This window comes from Arthrobacter sp. MMS24-S77 (assembly GCF_054888235.1).
Genome location: NZ_JBTZRN010000001.1, coordinates 2,048,379 through 2,064,487, shown reverse-complemented (window position 1 = coordinate 2,064,487; position 16,109 = coordinate 2,048,379). Strand labels below are relative to the sequence as shown.

12 protein-coding genes are annotated in these 16,109 nt (G+C 62.2%); 3 read left to right on the top strand and 9 right to left on the bottom strand.

Features of this window, described 5'->3' with window-relative positions; all coding sequences use genetic code 11:
- Nucleotides 1–56: 56 nt before the first annotated feature.
- The 3 genes from ACX5I4_RS09415 to ACX5I4_RS09405 all read right to left on the bottom strand — a co-directional run bounded on the left by ACX5I4_RS09415 (nucleotide 57) and on the right by ACX5I4_RS09405 (nucleotide 3,010).
- Complete coding sequence (locus tag ACX5I4_RS09415; RefSeq protein ID WP_461836437.1) at nucleotides 57–2,027, bottom strand: DUF2264 domain-containing protein; 1,971 nt, start codon at nucleotides 2,025–2,027, stop codon at nucleotides 57–59.
- A complete protein-coding gene (locus ACX5I4_RS09410) occupies nucleotides 2,024–2,158 on the bottom strand; it encodes a hypothetical protein (RefSeq protein WP_461836436.1) in 135 nt (44 codons plus the stop codon). The genes ACX5I4_RS09415 and ACX5I4_RS09410 overlap by 4 nt, the downstream gene beginning before the upstream one ends.
- 69 nt (nucleotides 2,159–2,227) lie before the next feature.
- Nucleotides 2,228–3,010, bottom strand: a complete 783-nt coding sequence (locus tag ACX5I4_RS09405) for a sugar phosphate isomerase/epimerase family protein (protein WP_461836435.1) — start codon at nucleotides 3,008–3,010, stop codon at nucleotides 2,228–2,230.
- 1,118 nt (nucleotides 3,011–4,128) lie between these two features.
- On the opposite strand from ACX5I4_RS09405, the gene ACX5I4_RS09400 reads away from it, so the two are divergent.
- Entirely contained in the window at nucleotides 4,129–5,298 is a 1,170-nt protein-coding gene (locus tag ACX5I4_RS09400; protein WP_461836434.1) for a glycosyltransferase WbsX family protein, read from the top strand.
- A 580-nt stretch (nucleotides 5,299–5,878) separates the two neighbouring features.
- On the opposite strand, the gene ACX5I4_RS09395 is transcribed toward ACX5I4_RS09400, so the two are convergent.
- From ACX5I4_RS09395 to ACX5I4_RS09385, 3 genes are all read right to left on the bottom strand, one after another.
- Nucleotides 5,879–6,676, bottom strand: coding sequence for a sugar phosphate isomerase/epimerase family protein (locus tag ACX5I4_RS09395; protein ID WP_461836433.1), 798 nt, complete (start codon nucleotides 6,674–6,676; stop codon nucleotides 5,879–5,881).
- Nucleotides 6,677–6,744: 68 nt separating this feature from the next.
- Entirely contained in the window at nucleotides 6,745–7,074 is a 330-nt protein-coding gene (locus tag ACX5I4_RS09390) for a glycoside hydrolase family 99-like domain-containing protein (RefSeq protein WP_461836432.1), read from the bottom strand.
- A 570-nt stretch (nucleotides 7,075–7,644) separates the two neighbouring features.
- The gene (locus tag ACX5I4_RS09385; RefSeq protein WP_461836431.1) at nucleotides 7,645–8,520 is read right to left on the bottom strand and encodes an alpha/beta hydrolase; all 876 of its coding nucleotides are present in this window, start codon (nucleotides 8,518–8,520) and stop codon (nucleotides 7,645–7,647) included.
- A gap of 1,030 nt (nucleotides 8,521–9,550) precedes the next feature.
- On the opposite strand from ACX5I4_RS09385, the gene ACX5I4_RS09380 reads away from it, so the two are divergent.
- The gene (locus ACX5I4_RS09380; RefSeq protein ID WP_461836430.1) at nucleotides 9,551–10,681 is read left to right on the top strand and encodes a DUF2264 domain-containing protein; all 1,131 of its coding nucleotides are present in this window, start codon (nucleotides 9,551–9,553) and stop codon (nucleotides 10,679–10,681) included.
- A gap of 242 nt (nucleotides 10,682–10,923) precedes the next feature.
- Here the strand turns inward: ACX5I4_RS09380 and ACX5I4_RS09375 are convergent, their stop codons facing one another.
- Together ACX5I4_RS09375 and ACX5I4_RS09370 are read right to left on the bottom strand one after the other, a co-directional pair.
- Nucleotides 10,924–11,262 (bottom strand): transposase, encoded by a 339-nt coding sequence (locus tag ACX5I4_RS09375; RefSeq protein WP_461836429.1) that lies wholly within the window; start codon nucleotides 11,260–11,262, stop codon nucleotides 10,924–10,926.
- A complete protein-coding gene (locus ACX5I4_RS09370; RefSeq protein ID WP_461836428.1) occupies nucleotides 11,217–11,612 on the bottom strand; it encodes a transposase in 396 nt (131 codons plus the stop codon). Before ACX5I4_RS09370 ends, ACX5I4_RS09375 begins: the two co-directional genes overlap by 46 nt.
- Nucleotides 11,613–11,801: 189 nt before the next feature.
- Between ACX5I4_RS09370 and ACX5I4_RS09365 the strand changes: the two genes are divergently transcribed.
- Complete coding sequence (locus tag ACX5I4_RS09365) at nucleotides 11,802–12,047, top strand: hypothetical protein (RefSeq protein ID WP_461836427.1); 246 nt, start codon at nucleotides 11,802–11,804, stop codon at nucleotides 12,045–12,047.
- 48 nt (nucleotides 12,048–12,095) lie between these two features.
- On the opposite strand, the gene ACX5I4_RS09360 is transcribed toward ACX5I4_RS09365, so the two are convergent.
- Nucleotides 12,096–16,064, bottom strand: coding sequence for a glycosyl hydrolase (locus tag ACX5I4_RS09360; protein WP_461836426.1), 3,969 nt, complete (start codon nucleotides 16,062–16,064; stop codon nucleotides 12,096–12,098).
- Nucleotides 16,065–16,109: the final 45 nt, after the last annotated feature.

The following is a 16,109-nucleotide window of genomic DNA, read 5'->3' as shown; positions in this document are numbered from 1 at the left end:
CAAGGCAAGATCGGCCAGGTCGTCGCCGCCCCTCCAAGCGTCGGCTCGTTCTGTGCCTACGGGGCCGGCCAGGTTGGAAGGGTGAATTCGGTCGGTTTGCCTTGGTGCCAGGCAACCGTGATCCGATGGCCACCCTCGGTAAGGGGCTCGGCCGTCACACGTGGAGCCGGCTCGTCAACCTTCCCGCGGGACAATGTTACCGTCGCCACAACGACCTGACCTGGCGTGACGGTGCCGGTGGCGAGCCAGGGAATCGCCACGAACTCCCCCAGCGGGCTTGCGTCCTTTTCGACGAGTATGCCCGCCTCGGTGAGCCCGGCAACATTCCTGACGGCCGAGACCAGATCCTGGCTTGATGCCTCCGCAAATGGGTGCAAATCCTCGCCGCCCGTTCCGGTCAGCGGCGGCTCCGAGGACGCCACTGGCCAGCCACCGAAGCGCAGCGCCACAGCGTCCGTAGGCCCGTCCACACGTGCGAGACGTACTTCGACGCCATCGCGCACCGCCGAGGCCACAGTAACGACTGGCCCGGGGGTCATGATCCCGGACTGATAGGTCCCGAAGTTGGCCGCGGCGTCTCCGTCAGATTCGATCCAGCGCACCCGGCCCTGTGACGCGCCCACGAGCACTCCGTCTTCCAGTTCCCGCGTGAACAGGGTGTCAAACCCTGTTCTGTGGCTTGCAAGGCCATCCCTGTCCAGGAGGACCACTGCATTGTCCAGCGGGTTATGGGCGGCAGGACCGGCCAATGGTGGGACAGTGGCGGTTGAGTAGCCGTACCGCGCATACACGGGCGCGTCGGCGATCTCAGCCCCGGGTTCCGAGTGATCGCTGCCGTGGTTTACGACAGTCACAAGTCCGTCTTTCTTCCGCCCGGAGACCAACCACCCAGGGGCTTCGATCACGCATGACACGTTCCCGGCCTCGACCGGAAGCGGCTGCTCCACGGAGGTCCAAACCGCGTGGTCCTGCGGCAAGAGCAACCCCAAAGCAGCCTTGGACGCCCAGTACGGCGAGCCGGGCCCGGAGTAGGTCTGACGCATTGCGGGCCACGCGCCGTGCCAACCGAGACTGAGCACACCGTTACCTTCGAACGCGCCACGGTTCTCGAAATGGGTCACGATTCCGCTGGCGGCCCTCCGGAGGAGGCCGGGATCATGGTTCCCGGCACCGGTCAGCGCGGCCATCCATAGCGGGGCGGCAGTGGCGAAGCGGTACACCAGGCTTCTGCCATGCACCAGCGGGGAACCGTCCGCACCGGTCAGCCGCAGCACGTCGTCCGTGTAGCGGCCTAGGTCGATGTTCCACTGCTCACGGAGCGACGTCGAGCACAGTGAATCCGGAACATCGAACAGGTGCGTCCAGAGCAGAGGGTAGGTATGCAGCATCCAGCCCACATAATGGTCGTAGTGTCGCCCCGGACCGTCGCTGAGCCAGCCGTTCCGTCTCCGCATCCAGGCGTGGATGGCCAGGTCTTCTTCGATATCGGTGGCCGACCAGGGACCGCCATTCTCACGGAGGAAAGACTCAACGATGATTCGGAACCACACCCAGTTGGACGGCGGATACCAAGTGCCCATAATACCGGAGAGCCAGTTCACCGTGTTCTCTCGGACGCGGTCATCGAGCCGGTCCCACAGCCAAGGCCGCGTCATTTGAAGGCCCAGCACCAGCGAGGCGGCCTCCACCTTCGTCTGCAGGAGTTCTTCCGGGCGAGGCCAAGCTTCGGGGGACGCCGGGTCCATGGCGGCGTCCAGACCCCGGGCGTAGCGCTCCATCAGGTTCCCGGGGTCTTTCCCGTTCCGTCCTGCTACCAATGAGGCTGCAGCAAGAAAGGGCCGGGCGAAACCCTCGATCCCGTCGGACACGGAGCCGTTGCCGCTGGCTGGGCCAGGCAAGTCGATACGAGCGCCAGACGGCGAACGGTACGGTTCCACAGCGCCCACCATGCGCTCCACGAACGCTTCCCAGTGGGCCCGGGTCCAGCCGGTGTACGGTGACCGGGCAAAGTCAAGCTCAAGGTTCATGCCTGAACCGCCAGACTTTCGAGCTGCGGGCATTGCCAAGAGATGATGAGCACCTTAACCTCGGCAAGACGGGCTCGGACTTCCGCCGACTTCAGTGCGTTCATTGGTTTATCCAGTGAAGTTTCGTTCATTGTTATTTCCCTATTTCCTTTGGAATTCTGGCCACAGCGATTGCTCGCTGCCGTTGATTAGTGGGTGGCCTATCGTGCTGCCGCAATGTCTGGCGGTTCAGGGTGTGCCTCGCGCGAGGCTTCCTCGATCAGGCGCCGTAGAGTCCCGGCGTCGCGAGCAAGCTGGGTCGCTGAGTCGCCGAGAACGAATTCGAACAGGACATCGTTGAGGCTGTCCTGCCCGCGCATCCGCTCCAGAACCGCGCGCCACAAGTCAGATCTGTCCGCGAGCGGTCGGCGCTCGTCCGTGGGCCACCAGGAAAAAGCGTGCACGGCGAGCACGTTCCCGGCCAGCAGGTCCAGGCCCCTGAGTGCCTCCGAATCAGGCATTCCCTGGGGTGGCTGCCAGTAGGTTCCCAGCCGGCTGTCACGTTCTATCTCCGACAGGAGTGCCGCAGTGGACTCGGCCCGGTCAGTCAGGGTTCCACCGTGGAACTCAAGTCCCACCAACACGTCCGCAGAAGCTGCTGTGTCGGCGAACTCCCTGGCATCGCGGACAACCGCCGCCCAGTGATGAGCCCCGGCATCCTCCGAGCCTCGTGTGCCCGCCCAGACCCGTATCCGCGGTGCTCCCAAGGCCACGGCCGTTTCTACCACTGCCTCCTGTTCCGACCGCGGGCTAGAGCCAAGACGGAGGTAGGAGCCATAAGAGGCCACCGCCAGTCCAGCATCGACGGTACGATCCTTGACCTCCTTGGCGCAGACAAAGTCGCCGGCTGGCACGTGGACGTCACCGCCCCACTCAATCGCTTTCAAGCGGGCGTCGGCCGCAAAGCGGATAACGTCCGCCGGAGCGTGCGAACGAAACGTCACCGAGCACAGACCAGGCCGAATCTCCGAATGTTTGGACACCGATGGCCGTTCCGGTGGAGACGGGCCCATCAGAAACTCACCGCAACCTGGGGCTGCTGATGCCCCTCGAACCCTGAGTTCCCATTCGGCCCATCCTTCGCCGTGCCACTTCTCGACCCGGGGGTCGGCGTAGTTGTTCGGAAAGTAGTAGGCAGCAACTTGTAGCCCGCGCTGACTCAAACGGATGCAACATCTTTTCCCTGCTTATGTAGAGTCCGGGCATTCGAGACCGATGGCTCTTTTCAGTCACAATTCGATGCTAGGTGAATGGAACAGGTCGTACACGGGCCTCTGTTGGGTGAAAATAGGTCAAAATTGGCGGGCCATAGAGCTAGGCATCTCGACGAGTAAGATCGGGTTCCTTCCAGGCGGTTTCCGTGTGGGCAAGCCAACCCGCACCGGTGCCAGTGCCATTGCCCACGCTCGCGCGTCAGCGACGTCACCGTGGGCTGGCAGCCACTCGATCCGGACGCCACCTACACGTCGCAGTGACGAACTACGTCCGGGGCGGCGACGGCGTCAGCGGGTTCGCCGGCGCCGAGGTGCTGGTGCACCGCTGTCACACCGCTCTGGCGATCGCGTGCTCGGCCCAGTGAGTTGTGTACGCGACACTTGCTCGCGGTGTATTTGCGGAATCCGGCCCGATCCGACCGCTGTTCGACCCAACCCGAGACCCAAAGTCTGGACACTGTCCACACCATAAGATGGTTCGCCTCAAGTCTTCCGTTAACCAAAACAGTTTCTTGAGCCCGCGTCGCGGTGAATCAGGCGTAACTGCCCGCGTCCAGCGGTCCACGAATCAAGAAGTTCGCTCGTCAACTCAAGGCCCATACCAGAACTTAGCCGCATCTAAATTTTCCCCTAAGTCACCTTCTGGAGCACCGGGTCTTATTGGCGGATTTGCGCCCTTAGAGTGAGTCATGTTGTGCCAAAGTAAGACGAAGTGAGCTCCCGGGTTTCCTGACGGGGCCCTCCTGCGACTTTGTTCCCTGGGCGTGGCGGCTGACTACAACTTTGTCCTACTTTCACCCACTCCACTGCCTAACGGCGCAAGCTACACGCTCTATAGCCTCGTACCTATGACCGATAACTCCACTTCGCATAACAAGAAGACCTCATCAACTAGCCCGATTGTCGGAGCCTATTACTTTCCCAATTATCACGTCGACCCCCGAAATGAGGATTGGCATGGAACGGGGTGGACCGAGTGGGAACTGGTAAAGCGCGCCGAGCCGCGCTGGGACGGTCATCAGCAACCGCGCATCCCGTTGCGCGGCTATGAGGACGAGGCGGATCCTGCCGTCATGGCCGACAAGATCGCGATGGCAACCATACACGGTGTGAACGCTTTTCTGTTCGACTGGTACTGGTACAGTGGCCGGCCTTACCTGCAGCGCGCTCTTGAGGAAGGGTTCATGCCTCAAGCCGAGGCGGGCGGCATCCAGTTCGCATTGATGTGGGCAAACCACGACTGGGCCAACATTCACCCCATGAAGCGGGGGACGCCGCAAACAATCCAGGAGCACGGTGGCCTTGATGCCGACCAGTTCCGTATTGCGACTGACTACATGATCGAGCAGTACTTCATACATCCGAGTTATCTGCACATCGATGGCCGCCCGGTGCTGCAAATTTACGACCTTCCTACCTTGGTATACGGATTGGGCAGCATTGAGGCCGCTCGCGCCTCCCTTGACGACTTTCGCCAGCGCGTCGCTAATGCGGGGTTAGGCGACCTTCATTTGAACGCCATCGTGAAGGATGTCACCGTCCTGCCACAAGAAAGCGCCGGGTTCGACGGGCCAGGCTTGGTCGCTGCGCTTGGCTTCGACAGCGTGACCTCTTATGTGTGGGTTCACCATGTCGAGCTGCCTGAACTCGAGACGCCGTATTCCGCGGTCGCAGACGAGGCTGCCGACGGTTGGGAAGTTCTCTCATCTCGCTACAGCGTTCCCTACTATCCCAACGTCACGGTCGGCTGGGATTCGTCGCCCCGCACGGTGCAGTCCGATCTCTTCGACCCGGCCCAAGGCTATCCCCACACCAACACCATCGCCGAGGCAACACCCGCGGAGTTCGGGAAAGCTCTAGAGCGAGCCCGCGCCTTCGCCCAGCAATCCGATTCGCCTCTGGTCACGATTAACGCCTGGAACGAGTGGACCGAGGGCACGTATCTTGAACCCGACACGGTCCATCTCCACGGCCATCTAGAAGAGATATTTCGCGTCTTCGGGGGCCACAAGCTCTGAACTCCGTTTGGTGCACCGCCCATTAAACCTAAGTACAGGGATCCGTTGTTTTGCTACGGGAAGGGTCCGGGCTGTGAAACTTGCAGCCCGGACCCTGTCGAACGAGGCACTCGTTCCTCCTCCGTCACCAGTACCCACTTCACTTTGGTGTCTCTGAACGCCGCAGACCCGGAGGATGACAAAGGCCGTGCTCACCGAACTTGAACGGTACGCCACGGGCCTGCCCCCACTCAGCCCGATCACCAGGGAAACACTGGCCCTACAAGCCTGAACCCGAGCCCCATTTCCTCAGTCGCCGCACACTGGCTGGACCAGCGCACACGGGGAGGCTTTCGACGAACGCATGCTGGCCGCCGTCGAAACCTACCGTGCCGGCCAGCGCCGGAATCGACCGTCCCGGCCAAGTCGGCGGCAGTTGAGCTGTGCCGAAGTCGTCTCGGGGTTCGGGAGAACCCTTTGCCCGCCGTCAGGACGGTCCCCGACTTCCTCCGACCACGGTTCGTGGGTCATTGGTTTCTCCGGTGGAATTTCGTTCATTGTTCTTTCCCCTGGAATTCCGGGCAGCGGTGCTCGCGGCTGTTCAGTATGACGCGGGCTGGCGCGCTGCCGCAATGTCTGGCGGTTCAGGGTGTGCCTCGCGCGAGGCTTCCTCGATCAGGCGCCGTAGAGTCCCGGCGTCGCGAGCAAGCTGGGTCGCTGAGTCGCCGAGAACGAATTCGAACAGGACATCGTTGAGGCTGTCCTGCCCGCGCATCCGCTCCAGAACCGCGCGCCACAAGTCAGATCTGTCCGCGAGCGGTCGGCGCTCGTCCGTGGGCCACCAGGAAAAAGCGTGCACGGCGAGCACGTTCCCGGCCAGCAGGTCCAGGCCCCTGAGTGCCTCCGAATCAGGCATTCCCTGGGGTGGCTGCCAGTAGGTTCCCAGCCGGCTGTCACGTTCTATCTCCGACAGGAGTGCCGCAGTGGACTCGGCCCGGTCAGTCAGGGTTCCACCGTGGAACTCAAGTCCCACCAACACGTCCGCAGAAGCTGCTGTGTCGGCGAACTCCCTGGCATCGCGGACAACCGCCGCCCAGTGATGAGCCCCGGCATCCTCCGAGCCTCGTGTGCCCGCCCAGACCCGTATCCGCGGTGCTCCCAAGGCCACGGCCGTTTCTACCACTGCCTCCTGTTCCGACCGCGGGCTAGAGCCAAGACGGAGGTAGGAGCCATAAGAGGCCACCGCCAGTCCAGCATCGACGGTACGATCCTTGACCTCCTTGGCGCAGACAAAGTCGCCGGCTGGCACGTGGACGTCACCGCCCCACTCAATCGCTTTCAAGCGGGCGTCGGCCGCAAAGCGGATAACGTCCGCCGGAGCGTGCGAACGAAACGTCACCGAGCACAGACCAGGCCGAATCTCCGAATGTTTGGACACCGATGGCCGTTCCGGTGGAGACGGGCCCATCAGAAACTCACCGCAACCTGGGGCTGCGCGGAAGCGCCGAAAAGTTCCGTTGAGGATGCCGAACCGAAGAGGTCACGGACCTGCTGGAGGTGTCCAGTGCCGTGCAGGGTGTCGGGCTCGAAGTAGCTACCCTCGGTCCATTCATTCCAGGCGTTGATAGTCACCAAAGGGGTTTTGGTCTTATCGACAAACGTCCCGTGAGCGTCCGCGCCGGGCATGAGCGCCACCTCGAGTGGACGGTGCGGGTAGGGGTGGCCGCTGCACCGGTACCGGTCGAAGATGAGCGCCTCGACCCCACGGGAACTGGCAAGTGCGATCTTGTTCTCCATCACGGTCGGGTCAGCCTCGTCGTCGTAGCCGTGGAGCGGAATGCGCGCCTGCCGATGCCCTCGAACCGCGGCCTGGCGAATTCATGAACTCCCATTCGGTCCAACCTCGCCATGCGACTTCTCGTTCCTTGGGCCGACGTGGTAGTTCGGAAATTAGGAGGCAGGAACATGGCGCTCATGCTGACTCGAACCTGTGCACCATCGATTCCCTGCTGATCTAACGTCCGGGCTTTCGGGACCGATGGCTCATTTCACTCACAAAGCGATGCTATGCGATTGGAACAGGTCCTACAGCGGCCTCTGTTGGGTGAAAATAGGTCAAAATTGGCGGGCGTAGAGCAGGGCATCTCGATCAGGAAGAATCCGTGTTCACTCCAGGCAGTTTTCCGTGTGACCCTGCCACACCCGAACCAGTGGCATGCCCACGACAGAACCGAGCACCTCGCGTTGTCGACCCTTCTATCTACTGACCAGTGGAATTATCCGCAACGGCAGTTAACCCCGCCGGGGCACCCTGAGGCCCGCCATCCCTAGCTACAGCGAGAGCAGAAGGCACAACCTCGGCATTGCCTACTGCTGGCTAAGCCACTCAACCACACGGTCGATGCTGCGCTCGGCTATGCCGTCCTCGGGACGGTTCAGATGACCGTGTTCGGTTCCAGGTTCTGTGAATACTTCTATCGACGTCCCTGATTCGGCAAGGTTTGAGGCGAAGGCCTCACCGGATACTCGGAGTTCGTCAGCTTCGTTGTTGATCATGATGGTCCGAGGGAATCCCCGGAGCTGTTCGATTGCCGCGGTGCCTGGAATGGCTGCTGCGGGGGCGGCGGACGCAGGCCCTCCCAGGAAGTTCTCATACATTCTGAGCACATTCCGGGGAGAAAAAACATCGGGGTCCGCCAATCCGGCCAACAGGGATGTGATAGCCGTGGGAGTGGGAGGCTGCACGGCGTGAAGCGTTGGATAGGCGAGGAACGCGCCAACCGGGATCGCACTGTGAGGGCCCGCAGCCTCAATCAGCCGCAGTATTACCCCAGCGGCGAGGTTTCCGCCGGCACTTGCCCCGCCGAGCACCAGTCTTGTGGGATCGATGGCCAGTTCTGGCGCGTTATCCAGCGTCCAAGCCCAAGCGTCAAGGACATCGTCGGAGGGCGCGGGCCAATGGATACCGTTCCCGCACAGTCTGTAGTCCACGCTGACTACCGTCACGCCGCGGGCAGCGAACGCTCTTGCGGTGTAATCGGCTTCCGGCCACTCCAAGGTTCCATGGGTGAAACTACCGCCGTGTACCCAGACGAGCCCCGCGCCTTCCGGCGCGCGAACGCGATCGAGGCGGGTCGCTACTCCGGGGTAGACACGCACCCGTACAGGTCCTTCGTGGCCATTCACGAAGTGATCAGTGGCGTCTCCCACTTTCGAGGCAAGACAGTTTTGGGCTTCGGACATTGGGGTCCCTATCTGCTCACAGCAATTGCATGAATCGATTCATGATGAACCGTAGGATGAGGGAATAGGTTTGTCAATGGCACAGGTGGCGGACAGCAGCCGATACCCGGAATCGCATCCAGGCGTGCTGCCGCCAGCGCGAAAGCGGCCAACTACACATCGGCATGTTCATCGATCCTGGCCAGTATCTGGGCCGCAGGACGTGATGGTCAACAAAGCGGGCCGTGAGCGACTCGACGACTCCGTGAACTTGGTCCGAATGCTCAACCCCGCGATTTGCCAGCTCCGCTGCGGCAAGTCGATCTTCAGCCGGCGCAGCAGGCGCATGGCGTCGCGGGCCTTGACCAGGATTCGAGCCCATGCTGGTCGAGGAGGTAGTTCACCGGGGTTTATTAATCGCCGTCGGCTTACCGGTCCATCCGGGAGGTCCACGAGGCGGTTGTCCGGCTAAACCAGCGACCGTCTAATCGTCGAATGCGCGAAAGCCTCCTTCAAACTCCCCACCACGAAAAACTGATGCCGGCAAAAGCCGTATGACCAACTGTCCTCGACTTGCGCGCAACCGACCTGTCCGAGTCCGGTTCCGAGGCGTCCCTATGGCCACGTTTCTCGTAGCTTGCGGAACACATCTGCGGATTTCCGTTACGGAGCGAACCCCGCGGGCTCTGATCTACGGGAGGTCAACTTTGTCCCACTTTGGCACAACCTCACTCATTCCATAAGCGGTAATCCGCCAATAATGTGGGACTTGCGGCGTACGGGCCAATACAAACGTCAAGCAGCCGGGTGCCAGCGTGGGTCTCATGCGGCTGCTTCAGATGTCAGGTTCCCACGACCGGGCGAGAAGACTCCGACGACGGAGACGATGTGCTGATTTTGCTTTGGTTCACGGCCACCATATCGCCCTCGCATTCCCTGAGGGAGCTACGGAAATAGTAAAGATGCCTGAAATTATTTCCCGTATCCACCGGCCAAACGCCGCTACTGGAAGTGTTACGGGATGTATTCCGGAAAGTAGGAGAACACGAAGATGGCTCATGCAACAACGAACCGTGATCAATGGCTGGAGTGGATGCTGCAAATCGGCAAACCGGTGCTGAGTGCATTGGCTGAACGCAAGTTGAAGGAGCGGATGCCCGTCCAAGGCACAGCGGACGATCGAGGCGAGTACACCTACTTGCAAGCGCTCGGACGGTTACTGGCCGGGATGGCGCCTTGGCTGGAACAGACGGGATTATCCGGCGAAGAAGAGGAGCGCCGCAGCGAGATGGCACGTTTGGCGAGAGAAGCCATTGATTCTGCCACTGACCCGTCGTCGCCGGACTTTATGAACTTTGCGCACGGTAATCAGCCTGTCGTCGACGCCGCCTTCCTGTCTCACGCCATGGTCCGGGCGCCAAAGGAACTGCTTGGTAAGCTTGAAGGACGCGTTAAACAAAATGTAGCCGATTGCTTGAGAGCTACCAGGTCGAGAAAACCTGCCTATAACAACTGGCTGCTGTTCGCAGCCATGACAGAGACGGCCCTGTCCCTGCTCGGTGAAGAGTGGGATCCGATGCGCATCGATTATGCCCTGCGTAAGCATCAGGAATGGTATTTAGGGGATGGAGTCTATGGGGATGGGCCGGAATTTCACTGGGATTACTATAACAGCTTTGTCATTCAGCCCATGATGGTTGATATTTTGCAAACAATGGGAACGCATTCGCCGGATTGGGAGCAGATGACGGCCGACGTACTTCACCGTGCGGCCCGGCATTCGGCCCAGCAGGAGCGACTGATTTCTCCGGAAGGCACCTTCCCTCCGATGGGGCGATCGCTAGCTTACCGGTTCGGCGCATTTCAACTATTGTCCCAGGCTGTTCTGCAAGGCTTTCTTCCAGAGGAGATCGCACCCAACCAGGTTAGATGCGCGCTGACGGCGGTGATCCGCCGCATGATAGAAGCCCCGGGAACCTATGACCCGGACGGCTGGCTGCGGATCGGGTTTTGCGGTGATCAGCCGGGTATCGGCGAGGCATACATCTCGACAGGAAGTTTGTACCTATGCGCTTCGGTATTTCTGCCTCTCGGCCTGCCGCCAGAACACCCCTTCTGGCAAGGCGAAGCGGATTGGACCGCAAAACGGGCCTGGGCCGGTGTACCCTTCTCGACGCACTAGCCCGGGGTTTCATGACGCATCGCTGAGGGTGTGTTTAGCAGGGGTAAGGGTGCTCTGAACTGGGAAAACAGTGGTTGTCGAGATCTATATTTTGCCGATCAGCAGACCCCCAGAACCCGCTGCTCTTGGAAGGAATCGACGCACCGGGCTTCTTTGGCTGCATCGTGCCCGATGTTGCCCAACACCACTAGGCCGCTTGGTCTCTTGGTGGTTCGTGGGGAAAAGGATTCCCGGGATGCGTGTCATGCCGCCGTCCGGACGGCGCTTCTCAAGAGAATAACCGTCGTGGCGCCGGTAATGATCAGGACCTCGATCTCTTTCCACCACTGGCAGGCGGTCCGGTAGAGCCGGTTCGTCTCGGGATTGTGCGGCTGCCTTGACCAGTTCCTCGAGTTCGCTCTTCGCCGTCGCGGCGTCCTCCAGGGAGCCGGTGCGCAGCAACGCCCGGACCTGTTCCTTGACCTTTCCCGGCGGCCCTCGACCTGTTGGGAGAGGTTCTGTCGTCTCGCGGTCACGGCCTGGTTGGCCAGAGAGATCAGGTGGAAATGATCGACAGCGACGGCGGTCCGGGGAAGCCCCATCCGCGGCGCCTGCGGAACGCCGACGACGGGTCGTTCGCCACGACCAGCACGGCCCGCCACCATTCCAGAAGCCGGGCGAAGAGCCACTCCCCCACGCCCGTGTGGTCCCGGCCGTCCACGACGCCCAGCACCTGGCCGGTGTCCACATCCACGATCGTGGTCATCCACGGCTCGAACCGCATCCAGAGCTTCGATTCGGAGTCGATACCCAGCATTCTCGGACTCAGCTGATCCACATCCGCAAGGGTGAGGAAGGCCTCGTTGAGCGCGGTCCGGACCATCCACCAGGACACCGCGAACGCGGCAGCAGTCTCCGAGACGGCCCGGCCCGAGCGGATGACAGCCTCCACGAGCTGGCCCCGGAGCTGGCCGCTCGAGCGGGCACGCCGCGGGACCTGAACGGTGGACTCAAAGAACGAGAGCCTCTCTCACGCGGTTCTTCGCAGTACCAGCGGTACTTGGACCAGAGGACCTCCACGGGGCCGGCGACAGGAATGTCCGGGATCCGCTGGAAGCGGCGTTCCTTCCGCTGGGATGCAATGACCCCCACAACCCGGGCAGCCCGGGAGCTGGTCCGATTCGATGATGACCCGGCGACCGCCGTCGGGCGCAGTCCACCAACCACGAAAAGCCGGCTTCCGCCGTTCACGCTCTCGTCCTCCGCGCGGGCGACGTCAGTGAAGAAGGTTCCCGCCGCTGCACGGCACGCCGGGCCACCCCCAGTACTGCCCACCGGGCAGGGGGCGCCGGAGGGCGTCGTTGATCCATGGCCGGTTCTCGTGTGAGGTGTGGGTGATTAGTCCCTTCCCGGTGCGGTCATCCCGGGGAAGGGCTTACTCAGTCAAGGTCAGTGTCACCGGTCCGAAGATCCCCGAGGCCCGCTGTGACGGGAAGACCCAGGACGTGGGAGTCGACTCCTCAAGGAAGTGCGCGAGGGTATTGTAGACAGTCACCGTCACTTCGGCTGGGCCGTCCAAGACCCCCAGGTCGAAGCGGAACGGCGCGCAGAACGCTTCCCCTACGACGCTGCCATCGACCGTGACCTCAACCGAGCCCCGCACCCGCCCCAGGTCAAGGACTGCGCGTACTTGGGTTCCGACGTCGATGGTCCGGCGATAGGACAGTCCGCCGCTCCAAGCGCCGAGTCCGAGATTACGCAGGTCTCCGAAGGCCAAGGATGTTGGGGTGACGTCCACCCGGACGGGACCGGTCCATGCAGAGCCTCCCCGCAGCATGGCGGTCGGGCTGGTCGTAATGAGAAAATCGGCGCCTCTCTGCAGCGGAGGGTCGAAAGAGACTCGGCCGCTGGTGATCATTACGTCCTCGCCATTGACTTCTGCCACCGCCGGCAGCGCCAGTGGTAGGAACGCTGACGCGGTGCCCGCCGGCATCGGGATACGGAACATCTGCGGCCGAGGCGTCATGTCTGTGGTGGCCTGGCTGGGGATCACGGGTTCGCCGTCTTCGGGTGTGCCGTTGAGCCAGTCGGCGAAGGGCAGCGGATGGGGCCGGCGACCGGCATGCGCCGACAGAAGCTCCGACCAATGCCCTCGATGTTCCACGGTGGCGCCCACGGCGCCACCGGATAACGCTGTCCAGCCGGAGCCGCTGACAAGAGTGGAGACTTCCTTCTCGCCGTGGCGGGCAACCAGGTCCACGTAGATCACGTCGCGGGCGTCGGCACCGTCGGCGATGATCTCGATGCTGTGCTCCCCGGCAGTCAGGAGTTCGGTGACGTCGTGTGAGAAGAACATCGGGTTGGCGCCCCGGTCCGACTCGTAATACTCCACTTTTTCCTGCCGAGCGACGGTCCTGCCATCGATCAGCACGCTGGCTCCGGTGGCGGCGCCGACCACCAAGGTGGCATGCCGAGCCTGCGTGGGAAGCAATATCCGTCCCCGGTAGGATACGCGGCCATTCGGTTTAAGGGCCAGCGGAACAGACATGAATTCCGGCCGCGATCCAAAGGTGCCAGGGGCGGTGAGTGTGAAGAAGCTGCCGAGGGGAGGCGGCCCGCCGAGCAGGGCCGGTCCGTGGATGTTCTCGTCTTGACCGAGTTCATACTCAAGCACATTCAGCTCTCTGGCCACTTCAACCGCTGCCTTGAAGAGGTAGCTGCCGCTGTCCGTTCCTACCTCCCTGCCGTTCCACCAGGCACGTTTGGCCGCGCCCGCGCCAAGGATCAGTTCGGCCTGTCCTAACCGCGGGACTCTCACGACGGTACGGATGCGGGCGATTTCGCCCGTCCCGGGAGAGGGAACACGGATGAATTCCTCAGTAACGAGGCCCTTGTTGCCCAAGGTGCCGGGGCCGGCGTTTTCCAGCCCTCGGCTGGCCGAATACTCATGGATGTCCCAGCCCGTCCCGGCCAGATCCACTCCGCCCGCCAGAATGGCCTCCACCGCTGACTCATCCAATGGCTCTGGGGCATTGGAAGTGGAAACCGAGCCGAATGTGGCAACCCGGTTCCCGTAAGTCACCTTGGCGGGAGACCAGGTGGTGCCCCCGTCCTGTGACCACTGCATCTTCCAGAGCTGCAGATCATCCACGGAGCTGCCTGCCGGTCCGGCAAAGTCACCCCAATCATTGGCCATGGTGGGCACCAGCGTCCCGGTCCACCCCTCACCCACATCAAGGGTGCGGCTTTCAGGCGGGCTCTCTAAGAGGGTCGTAGAGGGCTCTTCTCCCTCAGACCAGGTGAGGATGACGGCCGGCGCCCCACCCAAGGGGAGCTCGATTTGAGAAGTGCTGTCCAGGACTTTGACCGGCACTGCGGAGGATTCGCCGGTGGCCGGGTTCCACATTTCGGCTGTGGTCACGGTGCCGTTGACGGTCACGGTGCGGGTGCGCGCGTAGCGTGAGGGGTCGAAGTCGTAGTCCTCCCACATCCAGGGGTCGTCATAAGTGCGCAACGGGTGGGCGCTGGCGTTCGGGAATGCGGCGGTGACCAGGGCAACCCCGTCCGCCCCGTCGCGGCGGACCAGCAACGGGACGTCGCTGCTGGCGTAACCCTTCAACCTCGTCAAAGCGCCGACAGCGGATGCGGGATCTACATGGCGTTCAATCCGGGGATTCCTGCACAGGGCGGTCACGGCATCGTCGTCGCCGTTCAGCCCGGCAGCGAGGCGGGGCTCGGACCCCGTTAGCAAAACACGGCCGCCAGCATTCAGCAGGTCATTCAACCGCCGCGCCGTCTCCTCTTCAAGGACCACAGCCGAAGGAACAATCACAGCCTGATAGTGCTGGGATGCTACAGACAGGCCACCGTTCTCGGCGGAGCCACGCTGGAGGGAGTCGTCGTCGATAACGTCGAAAGAGATACCGGCGCTGTCCAAGGCACCCAGCCGGGTGGTGAACCAGTTATTGGCCCCGCACAGTGCAAGGTAATCCTCTTGGGCCCGGTTGGCATCCGTGAACTCCTCACTAAGCTGCCCGTTGCCGTAATGATCAATGCGGGCATTCAAGGTCAGTGCAGCTTGGGCTGTCGCGGTGGGGTGGAGCACTGCCACTTCGGCGCAGTAAGTGCCCCATGACATGATCGAGGCGATGCGCGCGACCGCCCGGGAAAAGGCCGGATACTGCTTCCAGTAAGGCTGGCGCCAATCGGTGGATGGCGGAGCCCACTCGAACCAACCGGCCGCGGTTCCGAAGTAGGACGCGTGAGGGTTGTAGAGGTTTGCCCCGCTGCGCAACATCGGCAGCAACCAATCATAGGTATCCTCCAAAGTTGCGCCCCAACCGCTTGAATGGAAGGACTCCATCCAGACGCGTTCGTGGCCGTACAAGTGCGCCATGGAGCTGTGGACTTTTGCATCACCCTCGTGGTCGCTTCCGACGGCGGAGTACCAGCGGTGCGTGCGGAAATAGTCGGTGTACAGCTGCGTGGCCTGTGTTGGGTTCCCGGCTCGGGCCGGGTTGCTTTGATCAGCGCCCAGCATCATCCCGCGCTCAGAGTGCCAAGTACCCAGCGGCTTGAACAGTGCTTCCTCGGTCAGTTGACCGCGCACGGCGTAGTAGTCTCCACGCACCTTGGCGTTCTGATCGCCACCGGATTCGAACAGGGCGGGCAGATAGTCCAGCAGGTCATACCCCTTGCGCCTGCGGAACTCCTCCGGAAAAGAGGGTGTCCAGGCGTTGGTGGCGGGAAGTTCGTCCTGAAAGCTGCCGGCGATGACATTGCCCAGGAACTGCGGCACTCGTCGCTCGAACTCTCCATGGATGAGGTCGATCAGATGGCCGACGGCGGTCTGATTCAGGTAGTCGAAGGCCGTCGGAACCGCAACCACAATCCGCACGGACGTACCGTCCTTGGCCGTAACTTGACCCTCCGCGCCGACATCCAGCCGTTCCCCGCTTCTGCCGTATACGGCGACGAGTTCTTCCACCGCGGCGACGTCGACGTGTCCCTCCCTCACATCAGTCTGCCGCGATCGGAGCGTGCGCCCAGCGTCCTCTGGATGTCGGTGGGTGATGCTGCCCTGCACGTTGGCCCCGGAGAATCCAATCTGGTCGTAGAACCAGATCTTCACGTCAAGTTCGAGGGCGAGTTCGCAAGTGAGGATGAAGCGGTCCCACCACTCTTCGCTGAACCAAGCCGGATCATCTGTCTGGGCGTCCACGATGGGTCCGGCCGGGGCGAGATTGATCACGACGAGGTTGTGGATGCCGCCCTCGGCAAACCGGCGCATCTGCCACTCAAGCCGTTCGCGGGTTACTTCACCACCGGACCACCACCATAGTGGTGTAGGGCCATAGGTTCGGGGTGGGTCGGCAAAAAGCTGTCGGAGGGCAGGCGAAGTCATTGTCGGTGTCCTTTCAGGATGAATATGGCGCTGGAGATACTCCAA

Excerpts from the sequence above, each read along its gene's own strand:
- ACX5I4_RS09415 (WP_461836437.1), bottom strand. The coding sequence starts at position 2,027 with ATGAACCTTGAGCTTGACTTTGCCCGGTCACCGTACACCGGCTGGACC.
- ACX5I4_RS09410 (WP_461836436.1), bottom strand. The coding sequence starts at position 2,158 with ATGAACGAAACTTCACTGGATAAACCAATGAACGCACTGAAGTCGGCG.
- ACX5I4_RS09400 (WP_461836434.1), top strand. The coding sequence starts at position 4,129 with ATGACCGATAACTCCACTTCGCATAACAAGAAGACCTCATCAACTAGC.
- ACX5I4_RS09390 (WP_461836432.1), bottom strand. The coding sequence starts at position 7,074 with ATGGAGAACAAGATCGCACTTGCCAGTTCCCGTGGGGTCGAGGCGCTC.
- ACX5I4_RS09385 (WP_461836431.1), bottom strand. The coding sequence starts at position 8,520 with ATGTCCGAAGCCCAAAACTGTCTTGCCTCGAAAGTGGGAGACGCCACT.
- ACX5I4_RS09380 (WP_461836430.1), top strand. The coding sequence starts at position 9,551 with ATGGCTCATGCAACAACGAACCGTGATCAATGGCTGGAGTGGATGCTG.
- ACX5I4_RS09375 (WP_461836429.1), bottom strand. The coding sequence starts at position 11,262 with ATGGGGCTTCCCCGGACCGCCGTCGCTGTCGATCATTTCCACCTGATC.
- ACX5I4_RS09365 (WP_461836427.1), top strand. The coding sequence starts at position 11,802 with ATGACCCCCACAACCCGGGCAGCCCGGGAGCTGGTCCGATTCGATGAT.
- ACX5I4_RS09360 (WP_461836426.1), bottom strand. The coding sequence starts at position 16,064 with ATGACTTCGCCTGCCCTCCGACAGCTTTTTGCCGACCCACCCCGAACC.